We start from the raw sequence: 14,540 nt of genomic DNA, 5'->3' as shown, positions 1-14,540 counted from the left end.
CTGCGCCCGCTGCACCAGCCGATGCTCGACCGTACGCGACTTGGCAAGAGACTCCAGCAGTTCCCGCTGACCGGGTTCGAGCACCAGTGGCGCTGCAGCACGTGTCACGTCCACAGCTTACTCAAACAGCTAGCTATTTGCGAGACAGAACACTAGCGGCGTGATCAACACGCAACGACAGTGTCCGGAAAACGCGCGGCAGCCCAAGGCGGCCTGCGGTGCGCATCCCGGTCTCGTCGAAATGGGCTACCGGCGCGGCGGCGATGCGCCCGGCGATCACCGGCAACACCTTGTCGATGACACCGAGGGCGGTGCGTTTCACCCACCCGGCTACCGTGCCCGCCGCCACGGGGACCCCGAACAGGTCCTTGATCGCCGCCGCGGTACGCGACACGGACAGGAACTGCCCGTGCAGCAGGTACACACCGATCCCCGCAAGGCGCGGCCCGTAGGCCACGGGCGCGGACGCTTCCGGTGGCGCGGTCGCGGTGCTGTGATGCCCACACACGCACGCGAGGGTGACCAGTTGATGCTCGGTCACCCGTGGTTTCGGCTCCGGAAGGTCAATCACCTGCCGCCAGGTCGTCTCGATCTCGACTGCCGCGGCCAGGCTGTCCCCGCATCCGGCACACACCACCGGCCGGTGCCGGATCACCACGTCCGGGTCCGCCACCCGTTGCAGGGTGACGCCGTCCTGACCTTTCGGCCGTCCCGGACCCCGACCCGAGCGTCCCCGCAACGACTTCGCCGCCGGCTTGGCCAAGCCATCCGACGAGGGAGGCTTCGACGAGTTCGACGAGGACAGCTTCAGCCTGGCTTCAAGATCCGCGACCAGCGCGAGGGCCTGCTCCAACCTGGCAGTCAACTCCGCGTTGTGCGCTACCAGCTCGTCATATGACGGCGGCGACGACGACTCGGCGGGCACAGCCCGTCAACCTACCAGCCTCCACAACAGACATCGAAGCAGCCAGACAACCTATCCAGTTACGCCGGAGGTACCCAAACAGACGCTGACGGTCGCCAGGGCGGCGTTTCGGCACGGGTCGTTGGCGATGCGGGTCCGCGACGGTTAATGCAGCCGGTCGAGGACAGGGCCGACAGCAGCCAGTCGCGGGGGCGTTCAGACACCGGCCCTCCGCGAGTTTTGTACACAGTGCTCTGCATACGAGCGGCCAATCACCCTGCCACCCAGGTCCCGGATCCTCGCGACCTCCCGGACAAGGCGGGCCAGCGGCGCGCGGTAGGCGGGGGCGGAGATGTTGACGGCGCCGGTGGGAACGGTCGGTGAAGTGAGGAACGCCGGCACGGCCACGCAGTTGACGCCGGGCTCGTTCTGAAGTGTCGGCATGGACGGGGCCGAGAGCCCTCAAGGCGGCCCCCCTTTCTAGAGTTGGGACATGAGCGGCAGTCCAACAGGTTCAGTCGGCAGCCGGCGACCAGCGGGCAGGCCGACTGCCCAGTCCGCACCAGCCGCGGAACTCGCTGATCAACCCGGGCGCCGGCTTCTCTCTGGCTGCCCGTCGCCAGTGCCCGCTGCATGGTGAGCGCGCAAACCAGCACGGCCCCGCTGCCGCTGTGGCCGCACCAGCGCGAGGCCCGGAACGCCGCCACCAAGCAGCTCACCGAAGCCGGCCGGGCCATCGTCGTCGCCGCCTGCGGTACGGGTAAGACCAGACCTGACGCCTTGATCGGGACGCCCCTCACTCGCTCCGTCGGGCGTAGGCCTCCCGCGGGAGGCGGTAGGCCAGGTCGGCTGCCGTCTCGATCGCCTCGTCCTCGGTCAACCGGTGTTCCACGACGAGGCGGGCCAGGTAGCCGGCGTCGATGCGCCGGGCGAGGTCGTGCCGGGCCGGGATCGACAGGAACGCCCGGGTGTCGTCGACGAAGCCGCTGGTGTTGTAGAAGCCGGCCGTCTCGGTCACCAGCTCGCGGAAGCGGCGCATCCCGTCGGGGCTGTCCAGGAACCACCACGGCGCACCGAGGCGTACGGCGGGGTAGACGCCAGCGAGCGGGGCGAGCTCGCGGGAGTAGACCGTCTCGTCGACCGTGAAGAGCACCACCCGGAAGCTCGGGTCGCGGCCGAAGGCGCTGAGCATGGGCCGGAGGGATCGGGTGAACTCGGCCGCGATCGGGATGTCGAAACCGCGGTCGGAGCCGAAGGCGGCGTGGACCTCGGGATCGTGATCGCGCAGCACCCCGGGGTGGATCTGCATGACCAACCCGTCGTCGCACGACATCCGGGCCATCTCGAAGAGCATGTGACCCGCGAATGCCTGGGCCGCCGCGGGGCTGACGGTGCCGTTGCACGCGTCGGCGTAGGTACGCCGGGCCTCGTCCCGGCCAAGCGGCTCGGCGGCCGCGGTGAAGTGCCCGTGGTCGGTGGCCCGGGCGCCGGCCGCCACGAACGCCTCGCGTCGAGCGCGCAGGGCCGCGAGGTAGCCGTCGTAGTCGCCGGTGTCGACCCCGGCCAGCTCTTGGAGTCGCGCGAGCTGACGGGTCCAGCCGGGGTGGCCGACATGGGTCAGGGCGTCCGGCCGGAGGGTGGGCACCACTCGTTCGCCGAGTCCCGCTTCGCGCAGCCGGGCGTGATCGTCCAGGGGCGATGTGGCGGAGTCCGTGGTGGCCAGCAGCTCGATGTTGAAGGCGTCGAGCAGGGTGCGGGGCCGGAAGCCCGGCTCGTCCAGCCGCGCGTCGATGAGGTCGTAGAGCTCGTCCGCGGTGTCGGGCCCGGGGGCGATGTCCAGCTTGAGCACCTCGGCGATCTCGTGTTCCAGCCAGTAGCGGCTGGGGGTGCCCCGGAACAGGTGCCAGTGGGCGCAGAAGAGCCGCCAGATCGCGTGCGGGTCGGTCTCGACTGTCGACCCGTCGAGGCGGGGGACGCCGAGCTGGTCGAGCGTGACGCCCTGCGAGACGAGCATCCGGGTCACGTAGTGGTCCGGCACGACCAGCAGGTGAGCCGGGTCGGAGAACCGCTGGTTGTCGGCGAGAACGGCCGCGTCCACGTGTCCGTGCATGCAGAGCAGCGGCAGCTCCCGCGTGGAGTGGTAGATCCGGCGGGCGACCGCCCGGACGTCGTCGCCCGCCGGTAGAGCGCGGTCGGGATGCAGTCGCAGCTGTGCCACGCGCAACTTCTCCTCTGAGGCTTCGATGGACCTGGTCCTGCAAAGGATTTCATCGACGGCTCGGTGCGACAAGGGCGAGCCCCGGCAGAACCCGGAAACATTCGCGCAACAGAGTATTGACAGAAATCTGCAATCGGTTTCAGACTTCGGACGTGGTGATTCAGGGACCGAGCGGTGAGCAGTTGCGAGCGACGATCCGCGAGGTGGCCCGTGAGGCCGGCGTCTCACCGTCCACGGTGTCCCGGGCGTTGTCGATGCCCGGCCTGGTCAACCCGGTGACCCGGGAGCGGGTGCTCCGCGCGGCCCAGCGGTTGGGCTACGAACCCAACCGGGCCGCGAGAGGTCTCATCACCGGTCGCACCGGCAATCTGGGGCTGATTGTGCCCGACCTGGCAAACCCCTTCTTCCCCAGCCTGGTGAAGGGCGTGCAGGCCAGGGCCCGGGAGGCGGACTACGCGGTCTTCCTGGCCGACACGGACGAGGATCCGGCAGCGGAGAGCCACCTGGTCCGGGTCCTCGCCAAGCAGGTGGACGGGCTCATCCTCTGCTCTCCCCGGGCGCGTGAGGAAGACATCCTCGCTCTCGCCGGGACCACGACCCTCGTCATGGTCAACCGGCGCTTTGGAAAGGTGCCGTCCGTCGTCTTCGACAACTCGGACGGCATCCGACAGGCGGTGGCGCACCTGCAAGCACTCGGTCACCGCCGGGTCGCCTGGGTGGGTGGGCCGCGCACCTCCTGGTCCAACCGGGAGCGGGTCCGCGCGCTGCGCTCCGCGACCGCTGCGGCGGGCATGGAACTGCTCGTCGTCGGTCAGTTCCCGCCCCAGTTCGAGGGCGGGATCGCCGCGGCGGACCTCATCATCGCCTCCGGCGTCACGTCAGTCGTCGCCTACAACGACGTCATGGCACTGGGCCTCCTGGGTCGGCTCCGGGACCGTGGCGTGCACGTACCGCAGGACTTCAGCGTGATCGGCATCGATGACATTCAGATGTCGGGAATGTCATCGCCCACGCTCACCACAGTTTCGCTCACCAAGGAGCAGGCCGGCCGCGCCGCGGTCGACCTGCTGCTGTCGCTGCTGGAGCAGCCCGACGGCGTGCGCAACGTCCGCCGGGAGCTTCCTACCCAGCTGCGGGTACGCGGATCGACCGGGGTCGCGCGGGCCAACTGACCATCCCGGCCGGCAGGCCGTGGTCCCACCCCCATTTCAGAGATGGCAGAGAGAGGGAAATTCTCATGGGCATTACCCGGCGGAGCGCGGTCATCGCCGCAGCATCGTCCGTACTCGTCTTCGTCGCCGCCTGCGGGGCCCCGAGTGGCTCCGGTGGGGGCAGCGACGACAGCAACGGCCAGGTACCTGAGAAGCCGAAGAAGGCCGTCACGCTCAACGTCCTCGACGTGGCGGGCAACCTCCAACTGACTCAGGACATGATTGACGAGTTCGTCAAGAAGAACCCAGACATCATCTCCCGCGTCACCTACTCCAAGGCACCCGCGCCGGAGCTGGCCGGCAAGATCAAGGCACAGCAGAACGCCAACCGCGTGGACATCGGCCTGGTTCTGACCGGTGTGGACGGGCTGGCGGCCGGCATCGACCAGGGTCTGTGGATGGACGTACTGCCCACGTTCGAGGATCGCCTGTCCGGCATGAAGAACTACCTCGAACCGGCCGCCGCCATGCAGAAGCTGGCCGGCAACGCGGGCGTGACCGTCACCTACTACCCGTCTGGTCCGCTGCTGGAGTACCTGCCGGCGAAGGTTCCCCACCCGCCGACCAGTGCCGAGCAGCTCCTTGCCTACGCCAAGGCACACCCGGGCAAGGTCCAGTACGCGCGTCCGTCGAACTCGGGGCCGGGGCGCACGTTCCTGATGGGTCTGCCCTACATCCTCGGCGACAAGGATCCCAAGGATCCCATCAACGGCTGGGAGAAGACCTGGGCCTACCTGAAGGAGCTCAACCAGTACGTCGACTACTACCCGAGCGGCACGACGGAGACGATGAAGAACTTGGCCAACGGAACCGTCGACGTGATCGCCACGACCACCGGGTGGGACATCAACCCGCGCGTACTCGGGACGGTGCCCAAGGAGGCCAAGGTCAGCTCGATGCAGGGGTTCCACTGGGTGACCGACGCGCACTACGCCGTCATCCCCAAGGGCGCCTCCACCGACACCCAGGCCGCGGTGCTGGCCCTGCTGCAGTTCATGCTCACGCCCGAGCAGCAGGCCAAGGCGTACGACCAGGGCTACTTCTACCCGGGGCCGGCGGTGAAGGGTGTCGACCTGTCGATGGCGCCGCAGAAGAGCCAGGACGCCATCAAGAACTTCGGCCGGCCGGAGTACGAGGCGCTCATCGCGAGCAACCCGACCGAGGTTCCGCTGGACGCGAAGTCGCTCGTGGCGGCGTTCGACAAGTGGGACCGCGAGGTCGGCAGCGGGAAGGTCAAGCAGGGATGACCACCGGCACACAGGCCTTCTCCCAACTACGGCTCGAGGGCGTGTCGCGCCGCTTCGGCAGCCAGGACGCGCTGAGCGACCTCGACCTGACGATCGAGGCGGGCGAGTTCATCGCCCTCCTCGGTCCCTCGGGCTGCGGCAAGTCCACCGCCCTGAACTGCCTCGCCGGACTGCTGCCCCTGACCGGGGGCAGCATCTGGCAGGACGAACGGCGCATCGACACGTTGCCGCCGGAGCGCCGCGGCTTCGGCATGGTGTTCCAGAACTACGCGCTGTTTCCGCACATGTCCGTCCGCGCCAACATCGCGTTCGGGCTCCGGATGCGGCGGCTGCCGAAGGACGAGATCCGCGGCCGTACCGAGGAGGCCGTCCGCCTCGTGCGCCTCGAGGAGCACGCCAACAAGCTCCCGGGCCAGCTCTCCGGCGGGCAGCAACAGCGGGTGGCCATCGCGCGGGCGGTGGTCCTCGAGCCGTCGCTGGTGTTGATGGACGAGCCGCTGAGCAACCTCGACGCCAAGCTGCGGCTCGAGATGCGCACCGAGATCCGCCGGCTGCACCAGTCGCTGGGGCTCACCACGGTCTACGTGACACACGACCAGGAGGAGGCCCTGTCGCTGGCCGATCGCCTCGTCGTGCTGCGGGCCGGCCGGGTGCAGCAGGTCGGGTCGCCGCAGGAGTTGCACACGCGGCCGGTCAACTGGCACGTCGCCGACTTCATGGGCTTCCGCAACCTCTGGCCGATGCGGTCGCAGGCGTCGCCGGAGGACCTGATCGCCGTCGAGGCCGACGGAATCCGGCTCGTCGGCGACCCGGTCGGCCCGGTCGCGCCGGGCGACGAGGTGATCGTCGCGGTGCGTCCGGAGGACGTACGGGTCGATGAGCCTGGCGCGACGACCAACACGTTTGCCGCGGAGATCGAGGTCGTGGAGTACCAGGGCCGGGAACTGGCGGCGGAGGCGCGCACTGCCGCCGGGCTGCGGGTCCACGTCCGCACGGACAAGCGGGTCGCCCCCGGTGACCGGGTCACGCTGAGCATCCCGGCGCAGCGGTTGCTCGTCTTCCCGAGCGACTCCGACGAGCGCCCCGCGACCGGTCCCGCCGGTCAGGCGGATGCGATGGTCGAGGAACCAGGGCTGGTCGGATGAGCGTCACCACCTCGGCCTCCCTGGCACAGCCCGCCGGCAAGCCCCAGCGGCCACAGGCCCATTGGCAGCACCGCCTCGCCGAACGCGGTGTCGACCGCCTGCTGTGGTTGCTCGCGCCGGCGGTGCTCTTCGTCGTGCTGCTCTTCCTCTACCCGTTCTTCTACGGGCTCGGTCTGTCGTTCCAACCGACCGAGGGCGGCCCGTTCAGCGATTACGCGCGCTTCTTCAGCGACGCGTACCAGCGGAACACGATCTGGACGACGCTCGGTCTGGCGCTGCCCGCGGCACTGCTCAACGTGGTCGCCTCGGTGCCCATCGCCCACCGGATGCGAGGACGGTTCCGCGGCAAGCGGCTGGTCACCATCCTGCTGGTCGTACCCATCACGCTCGGGACCGTGCTGACCGCCCAGGGTCTGCTCAACTTCCTCGGCCCCACCGGGTGGTTCAACCGCGTGTTGACGGCGGTGCACCTCACCGACGAACCGGTACGGCTCATCCACAACTACTGGGGCGTCTTCTTCTCGCTGATCATCACCGGGTTCCCCTTCGCGTTTCTGCTCGTGCTGTCGTACCTGTCCGGCATCGACCCGACGCTCGAGCGTGCCGCGGCGACGCTCGGCGCGGGCTGGTGGCAGCGGTTCCGCATGATCACCCTGCCGCTGCTGATGCCCGGTCTGGCGACCACGTTCTGCCTGACGTTCGTCCTCGCCTTCAGCGTCTTCCCGTCGGCCGTCCTGGTCGGCAACCCCGCGGGCGAGACCCGGGTCATCTCCATCGCCGCCTACCAGGCGGCCTACGAGCAGTACGACTACCCCTACGCCTCGGCGATCGCGATGATTATGGGTCTCGTCGAGCTGGTGGTCATCGCGGTGGTGCTGCTCGCCCGGACACGCTTCTACACCGGGTCCACGGGAGGTAAGGGCTGATGGTGACCACGACCGAGGTGACCGGCGCCGGTACGGCCGGCGCCCCCGACGTCCGCCCCCGACGGCGGATCGTCGCACGTCCCGCCGCCTGGCTCGTCTGGGGCGCGGTGATCTTCTTCTTCCTGAACCTGCTGGGAGTCGTCGGATCCGTGCTGGTCAGCTCGTTCGGCCAGCGGTGGTTCAACAGCTGGCTTCCGGACGGCTACACCACGAAGTGGTACGGCGAGGCGTGGACCGAGTTCGCGCTGTTCCAGGTGATCACGGTGACCCTGGAGGTGTCCCTGCTCGTCGTGGGGCTGTCGCTGCTGATCGGCGTCCCGGCGGCGTACGTGCTCGCCCGTCGTGACTTCCCCGCGAAACGGGCGGCCTATCTGGTCTTCCTGCTGCCGATCCTCATGCCGCCGATCACCTACGGCATTCCGCTCGCGACCGTGCTCTACAAGTTCGGCTTCGCGGGCCACCTCTCTGGCGTCGTGCTGGCGAACCTCGTCCCGTCAGTGCCGTTCGTGATCCTCACCATGACGCCCTTCATCGAGCAGATCGACCCACGAATCGAAAGCGCGGCCCGGATGTGCGGGGCAGGGCTCCGCTCGGTCTTCCTCCGGGTCCTCGCGCCCCTGCTGCTGCCTGGGATGCTGGCCTCGGCGATCCTCGTCCTGGTCCGGACCGTCGGCATGTTCGAACTCACCTTCCTCACCGCCGGCCCCGACTCGCAGACGCTCGTGGTCGCGCTCTACTACTCGATGTCCGCGGCGGGCATCCGCGCCCAGCAGTCCGTGGACGCGATGGCGGTCATGTACACCGCGATGATGCTGGTGCTGCTCGTCGTCGCCCTTCGGTACGTCAACCCGACGCAGCTCGTCGCCCGGGTCAAGGAGGAGCCGGAGCCGTGAGCGGAAGGATCAGGATGCCCGGTCTGGCCGATTGGCGGCGGACGCCACTGGCGGTGTCCGCCAGAGCGATGGGGGAGAGCGAGTGAAGATTACCGACGCCCGGGTCATCGTGACCTGCCCGGGACGCAACTTCGCCACGTTGAAGATCGTCACGGACGAAGGCATCACCGGAGCCGGTGACGCGACGCTCAACGGCCGCGAACTGGCCGTCGCCTCGTACCTGCGTGACCACGTCGTACCGCTGCTGATCGGCCGTGATCCGGCGCGGATCGAGGACACCTGGCAGTACCTGTATCAGGGTGCGTACTGGCGGCGCGGCCCGGTGACCATGAGCGCGATCGCGGCGGTGGACACCGCCCTCTGGGACATCAAGGGCAAGGTGGCGGGTCTGCCGGTCTACCAGCTGCTTGGCGGCCGCTCACGTGAAGGCGTAACGGTGTACGGCCACGCCAACGGCGAGACTGTCGACGAGGTGCTGACCGAGGTATCGCGGTTCGTCGACCTCGGCTACCGCGCGGTGCGGGTGCAGTGCGGCGTACCGGGCCTGGCCAAGACCTACGGCGTCAGCGGCGACAACATGTTCTACGAGCCGGCCGACGCCGCGCTGCCCAGCGAGGCCACCTGGTCGACCGAGCGATACCTGGCGCACGTGCCCACCGTCTTCGCCCGCGTCCGCGACGAGTTCGGGCCCACCCTGCGGCTCTTGCACGACGTGCACCACCGGTTGACGCCGATCGAGGCGGCGCGGCTCGGGCGCAGCCTGGAACCGTACGCGCTGACCTGGATGGAGGACCCCGTCCCCGCCGAGTTGCAGGAGGGCTTCCGGCTCATCCGTCAGCACACCACCACACCGGTGGCGGTGGGGGAGGTGTTCAACACGATCTGGGACGCCGCCCAGCTGATTCGCGAGCAGCTGATCGACTACATCCGCACGACCGTCGTGCACGCGGGCGGCATCACCCACCTGCGTCGCATCTTCGACCTCGCTGCCCTGCACCACGTGCGCAGCGGCTCGCACGGGGCCACCGACCTGTCTCCGGTGTGCATGGCCGCCGCCCTGCAGCTCGACATCGCGATCCCGAACTTCGGTCTGCAAGAGTACATGCGGCACACGGAGCAGACTGACGAGGTCTTCCCGCACGACTACCACTTCGAGGGCGGCTACCTGCACCCGGCCGAGGTGCCCGGCCTCGGCGTGGACATCGACGAGGAGGCGGCCGCCCGCTATCCGTACTCGCCTGCGTACCTGCCCGTCAACCGCTTGGAGGACGGCACGGTGCACCCGTGGTGAGGGCGCGAACGTCTGGTTCGGAGCTCTCGGTATGAGCCTGGTGGTCCTGTACGAGAGCGACGACGTCGCGGTGGCGACGACGGCGATGAAAGCCGGGGAGCCATTGGCGCTGCCGGGGGTGGCGGACCGGGCGCTGCGGGACGACGTGCCCGCCGGGCACAAGGTCGCCCTGCGTGACCTCGCCGCCGGATCGCCGGCACGCAAGTACGGCCAGGTGATCGGGCGGGCGCTGGTGGACATCTGCGTGGGCGAGCACGTGCACGTGCACAACCTCGGGATGCCGCAGGACGCGGCCGCCCGCGTGGCGGGCGCGGCAACGACGTCGGTCCCGCCGCTCCCCGCCGACCTGCGCCGCACATTCCACGGCTACCGCCGCCCGGACGGTCGGGTCGCCACCCGCAACTACGTCGGTGTTTTGACCACCGTCAACTGCTCGGCCACCGTCGCCCGCAAGATCGCCCGGAGTACCGAGGACGACGCGGAAGGGCTGACGGGCGTCGACGGCGTCGTCGCGCTGACCCACGGCACCGGGTGCGGGATGGCCGCCCGGGGCGAGGGGTGGGACGTGCTGCGTCGTACCCTCGCCGGCTACGCCCGCAACCCGAACATCGGCGGCCTGGTCGTGGTGGGGCTCGGCTGCGAGGTGAACGCGGTGGCCGGCCTCATGGCCGACCTCGGGGTGGCCGAGCACGTGCCGGTGTCGTCGTACATTATCCAGGAGCTGGGCGGCACCTCCGCCGCGGTGGCACGCGGCGTCGAGCTGGTCCGGGCCATGATGCGTGACCTCGCCGGCGCGGCACGCACCGAGGTGGGGGTCGAGGAACTCGTGCTGGGCCTGCAGTGCGGCGGGTCCGACAGCTGGTCCGGACTGACCGCGAACCCGGCCCTCGGGGTGGCCTCCGACCTGCTGGTGGCCGCCGGCGCGACGTCCGTGCTCGGCGAGACGCCGGAGATCTACGGCGCCGAGCACCTGCTGGCTGCGCGGGCGACCAGCCCGGAGACGGCCGAGGCGCTGATGGAGCGGATCCGGTGGTGGGAGGATTACACCGGGCGGCAGGGCACGACGCTGGACGCCAACCCGTCGCCGGGCAACAAGGAGGGTGGCATCACCACCATCCTGGAGAAGTCGCTGGGCGCGGTGGCGAAGGCCGGGCGGAGCCCGCTCGCCGCGGTGCGGCGTTACGCGGAGCCGATCCCGCGGCCCGGGCTGGTCTTCATGGACACCCCCGGCTACGACCCGGTATCGGTGACAGGAATGGTCGCGGGCGGGGCAAACATCATCTGCTTCACCACCGGGCGCGGCTCGGTCTTCGGCAGCCGCCCGGTCCCGACCGTCAAGCTCGGCACCAACGCCGAGCTGGCCAGCCGGATGGCCGGCGACATCGACCTGGACTGCTCGCCGGTCGTCGAGCAGGGCGTTTCCGTCGACGAGATGGGCCGGCGGGTCTACGACCTGCTGCTGGACGTGGCGTCGGGCCGCCGCAGCGCGAGCGAGGAGCTGGGCCTCGGCGGTGAGGAGATCGTCCCGTGGCAGTTGGGGGCTGTGCTGTGAGCGACGAGGTAGGGGCCGCGCCCAGGCTGCGCCTCGACACGCTGGACCGCCTCGGGCGGGGCGGCGCGTTCACCCCGCCGGCGGTGGATCCGCGCGCGCTGCGGGTCGGGATCGTGCACCTCGGGATCGGGGCGTTCCACCGGGCCCACCAGGCGGTCTTCACCGAGTTGGCCGCGGCGGCCGCCGGGCGTGACGACTGGGGCATCGCGGGGATCACCCAGCGGTCGGCGTCCGTAAGCGACCAGCTGATGCCGCAGGACGGCCTCTACTCGGTGCTGGAGCGGGGCCGTGACGTGGCGCCACTGCGCGTCGTCGGCAGCGTCCGCGAGGTGCTCTTCGGGGCGGGCGACCCGCCGGCGGTCGTGGACCGGATCGCCGATCCCGCAGTACGCGTTGTCACGCTCACCGTGACCGAGAAGGGCTACCGCCGCGACGGCGCCGGCCGGCTGGACCGGTCGGATCCGGAGGTCGCCGCCGACCTCGCGGGGCGCGCGCCGCGGACCGTCGTCGGGCAGCTCGTCCGCGGGCTGCAACGCCGGTCGGCCGGCGCCGCCGGACCGGTCACCGTGCTCTCCTGCGACAACCTGGTCGGCAACGGCGAGGTCCTGCGCGGCCTGGTGCACGACTTCCTGGACGCGCTGGCGGAGGCCGAGGCCGGCGGGCTCGCCGACTGGATCGCGGCGTCCGTACGCTTCCCATCCTGCATGGTCGACCGCATCGTGCCGGCCACCACGGACGAGGACCGCGCCGACGTCCGGGCGGCGCTGGGGCTGGAGGATCGGGGCGTCGTGGTGGCCGAGCCGTTCCGCCAGTGGGTGATCGAGGACGACTTCGCGGCCGACCGGCCCGCCTGGAACCTCGCCGGCGCGGTGTTCACCGACGACGTCGCCGCCTGGGAGTCGGTGAAGCTGCGCATGCTCAACGCCACCCATTCGTTGCTCGCTTACCTGGGGGCCTTGCGCGGTCACGACACGATCGCGGCCGCGCTCGCCGACGACGAGCTCGCCACCGCCGCCGAGGCGCTGATGGTCGAGGACGTGGCGCCGACGCTGCGCGTGCCGGACGGCCTGGACCTGGCCGACTACCGACGGCAGGTGCTGCAGCGGTTCAGCAACCCGGCGTTGCGGCATCGGACGGTGCAGGTCGCCATGGACGGGTCGCAGAAGCTGCCGGTCCGGCTGCTCGGCACCGTCCGCGACCGCCTGGCCGCCGGGACGATCCCGCGGCAGGCGGCGCTCGCGGTCGCCGCCTGGATGACGTACGTCGCGAAGGGCCGGGACGCGCGCGGACGGGAACTGCCGCTCGACGACCCGCTGGCCGATCGGCTGCGGGTGGCCGCGGCCGCCGGTACGGGCGACCCGAAGCGGCTGGTCGACTCCCTGCTGCGCGTCGAGGAGATCTTCGACGCGGACCTCCCCGAGCACGACGGCTTCCGGGCCGCCCTGGTCGACCACGTCGCCCGGCTCACCGCGTGAGACACCTCGGCCGGCTCACCCCTGTCAAGGTGAACCGGCCGACGCGTCCGGGGGTCAGGTCAGTTGCGCGGGGTCGACGACCGCGACCCCGTTTACCCGGAAGTTGTGGAAGCTCAGGTGCGTGTCCTGGATGGTGCTCGGCTGGAGGATTTCCTCGAACGTGCAGTTGACGATCCGTACGTCTTCGATCGGTGAGCGCGGGTAGCCGGTCATCGAGAAGGCGTTGCAGGCCCGTCCCACCCGCACGTTCCCCAGCTCGACGTTGCGAACCCGAGGGGTCAGGGGGCCGGTGTCGCCCTCGCCCCGGTAGAACATTCGTCGCCGACGTCGAAGACCTAGTCGCGCACCACCACGTACCGCGAGGACTCGACGTCGACCCCGTCGTTGTTCGGGCCGCGCGTGTCGATGTGCAGGCACTGCACCGTGACGTTGCGCGACAGGACCGGGTGCACCTCCCACATCGGCGACCGGACGATCCGCACACCGGAGATCAGGACATTGGTGCACTCGTACGGCTGGATGATGAAAAGCTGGACCGCAGGTATTGACGTTCTCTCCGCCTTAAAGGGCGGAGATTCCCTCCACGCTGCGCGTGGAATGCGCGGCGTCCGGGTGGATTCCTGCTTCTCGACGCGGTGCCGGCACGGGTGCCGGTCTTGCCTGCGCTCCACAGGCGTTTGAGTTGTCCCAGCGTCCTGGGCCAACACGTTGATCGCTGCGTTGACGTCACGGTCGTGGACCGTCCCGCATGGGCAGGTCCACGTCCGGACGTTCAGCGGCTTGGGGCCCTCGCGCCGGCCGCACGTCGAGCATGTCGGTGATGTGGGCGCGTACCGGTTGATCTTTGGCAAGGTCCGCCCGTACCGCGCGGCTTTGTACTCCAGCATTGCCGTGAACGACGCCCAGCCGGCGTCGTGCACGGATTTGGCTAGCCGGGTGCGGCCGAGACCGGTCACGCACAGGTAGTCGGCGGATGCGGCAAGAGTTCCCCGACCTCGCACGGCACTACTACCGGACCAACCGACTGTGGTCGGGCTCGTACTTCGCCGGGTCCGGCGGCGCACCGCTGACCGTTCTGCGCCAGTACATCGAGCAGCAAAACAGGCAGGTTAGAGCCACTCGGGCCTGCGGGTCCGTGCTGAGGGTCTTGTCCGGCCCCTCGTTCGGGGGCGGGCCGCCGGTCCAGTCCCACCAGTGGGCGGCGTCGGCGCGGCCGTCGATCACGCCGGCACCGGTCACGGCGACGTTGCGCTGCCCGTAGGCGTAGATGAAGGGGGAGTAGTTCAGCAGCTCCACACCCTCGTAACGGGTGTGCACGACGGGGAGGTAGGCGGACGGGTCCCGGTTGAACTCGGGCGTGGCACCGGCGGTGAGGTGCAGGTTGACGTCGCTGAGCAGGTGGACCGCGCCGGTGGCGAACCGGCCGGCTGGGACCACTACCCGGCCGCCGCCCGCGTCGTGGCATGCGGAGATCGCGGCGCGTATCGCGGCCGTGCAGTCGGTCACCCCATCGCCGATCGCCCGAAGGCGGTGATGTCGACGTCACGGTCGGGGAACGTCGGGGGTTTCACCCGGTGCAGGATCGCCGCGGCCTCGTCCCAGGCGCGGTCGGGCTCGACGGCCGCCGGTCTCGGTACGCGCGACGCCGCGCGACGCCGCGCGGGGCCGCACGACGTCG

At 69.9% G+C, this 14,540-nt stretch carries 12 protein-coding genes and 2 pseudogenes; 9 read left to right on the top strand and 5 right to left on the bottom strand.

All coding sequences use genetic code 11. The features are described 5' to 3' along the window. Nucleotides 1-133: 133 nt before the first annotated feature. Complete coding sequence (locus KBX37_RS21995; RefSeq protein WP_210777811.1) at nt 134-925, bottom strand: DUF6444 domain-containing protein; 792 nt, start codon at nt 923-925, stop codon at nt 134-136. Nucleotides 926-1,700: 775 nt separating this feature from the next. Next, on the bottom strand, nt 1,701-3,122 hold the full coding sequence (uxaC, locus tag KBX37_RS21990) for a glucuronate isomerase (protein ID WP_210777810.1): 1,422 nt from the start codon (nt 3,120-3,122) through the stop codon (nt 1,701-1,703). A 152-nt stretch (nt 3,123-3,274) separates the two neighbouring features. Between uxaC and KBX37_RS21985 the strand changes: the two genes are divergently transcribed. The 8 genes from KBX37_RS21985 (at nt 3,275) to KBX37_RS21950 (ending at nt 12,862) form a co-directional block, all read left to right on the top strand. Next, a complete protein-coding gene (locus KBX37_RS21985) occupies nt 3,275-4,294 on the top strand; it encodes a LacI family DNA-binding transcriptional regulator (protein ID WP_307849156.1) in 1,020 nt (339 codons plus the stop codon). Between the two features lie 65 nt (nt 4,295-4,359). Continuing rightward, the gene (locus KBX37_RS21980) at nt 4,360-5,580 is read left to right on the top strand and encodes an ABC transporter substrate-binding protein (protein WP_210777809.1); all 1,221 of its coding nucleotides are present in this window, start codon (nt 4,360-4,362) and stop codon (nt 5,578-5,580) included. Continuing rightward, nucleotides 5,577-6,725 (top strand): ABC transporter ATP-binding protein, encoded by a 1,149-nt coding sequence (locus tag KBX37_RS21975; RefSeq protein WP_210777808.1) that lies wholly within the window; start codon nt 5,577-5,579, stop codon nt 6,723-6,725. The genes KBX37_RS21980 and KBX37_RS21975 overlap by 4 nt, the downstream gene beginning before the upstream one ends. Continuing rightward, nucleotides 6,722-7,651, top strand: coding sequence for an ABC transporter permease (locus KBX37_RS21970; RefSeq protein ID WP_210777807.1), 930 nt, complete (start codon nt 6,722-6,724; stop codon nt 7,649-7,651). The genes KBX37_RS21975 and KBX37_RS21970 overlap by 4 nt, the downstream gene beginning before the upstream one ends. Continuing rightward, on the top strand, nt 7,651-8,544 hold the full coding sequence (locus KBX37_RS21965; RefSeq protein ID WP_210777806.1) for an ABC transporter permease: 894 nt from the start codon (nt 7,651-7,653) through the stop codon (nt 8,542-8,544). Before KBX37_RS21970 ends, KBX37_RS21965 begins: the two co-directional genes overlap by 1 nt. Before the next feature lie 82 nt (nt 8,545-8,626). Further along, a complete protein-coding gene (gene manD / locus KBX37_RS21960) occupies nt 8,627-9,835 on the top strand; it encodes a D-mannonate dehydratase ManD (protein WP_210777805.1) in 1,209 nt (402 codons plus the stop codon). A gap of 31 nt (nt 9,836-9,866) precedes the next feature. Continuing rightward, nucleotides 9,867-11,387, top strand: coding sequence for a UxaA family hydrolase (locus KBX37_RS21955; RefSeq protein WP_210777804.1), 1,521 nt, complete (start codon nt 9,867-9,869; stop codon nt 11,385-11,387). Next, the gene (locus KBX37_RS21950; RefSeq protein WP_210777803.1) at nt 11,384-12,862 is read left to right on the top strand and encodes a mannitol dehydrogenase family protein; all 1,479 of its coding nucleotides are present in this window, start codon (nt 11,384-11,386) and stop codon (nt 12,860-12,862) included. Before KBX37_RS21955 ends, KBX37_RS21950 begins: the two co-directional genes overlap by 4 nt. A gap of 54 nt (nt 12,863-12,916) precedes the next feature. Here KBX37_RS21950 and KBX37_RS21945 read toward each other — a convergent pair whose 3' ends face one another. From KBX37_RS21945 to KBX37_RS36025, 3 genes and pseudogenes are all read right to left on the bottom strand, one after another. Continuing rightward, nucleotides 12,917-13,177 (bottom strand): hypothetical protein, encoded by a 261-nt coding sequence (locus KBX37_RS21945; RefSeq protein WP_210777802.1) that lies wholly within the window; start codon nt 13,175-13,177, stop codon nt 12,917-12,919. A gap of 20 nt (nt 13,178-13,197) precedes the next feature. Continuing rightward, a complete protein-coding gene (locus tag KBX37_RS34680; protein ID WP_247658655.1) occupies nt 13,198-13,344 on the bottom strand; it encodes a hypothetical protein in 147 nt (48 codons plus the stop codon). Between the two features lie 228 nt (nt 13,345-13,572). Beyond that, nucleotides 13,573-13,782, bottom strand: a pseudogene (locus tag KBX37_RS36025) (zinc ribbon domain-containing protein); the annotation flags it as partial. Between the two features lie 44 nt (nt 13,783-13,826). Here KBX37_RS36025 and KBX37_RS34675 point away from each other — a divergent pair. Beyond that, a pseudogene (locus KBX37_RS34675) lies at nt 13,827-13,961 on the top strand (transposase); the annotation flags it as partial. Nucleotides 13,962-14,540: the final 579 nt, after the last annotated feature.

This window comes from Micromonospora sp. U56, assembly GCF_018070095.1.
GTDB classification, from domain to species: domain Bacteria; phylum Actinomycetota; class Actinomycetes; order Mycobacteriales; family Micromonosporaceae; genus Micromonospora; species Micromonospora purpureochromogenes.
This window is presented reverse-complemented; position numbering and strand designations above follow the sequence as displayed.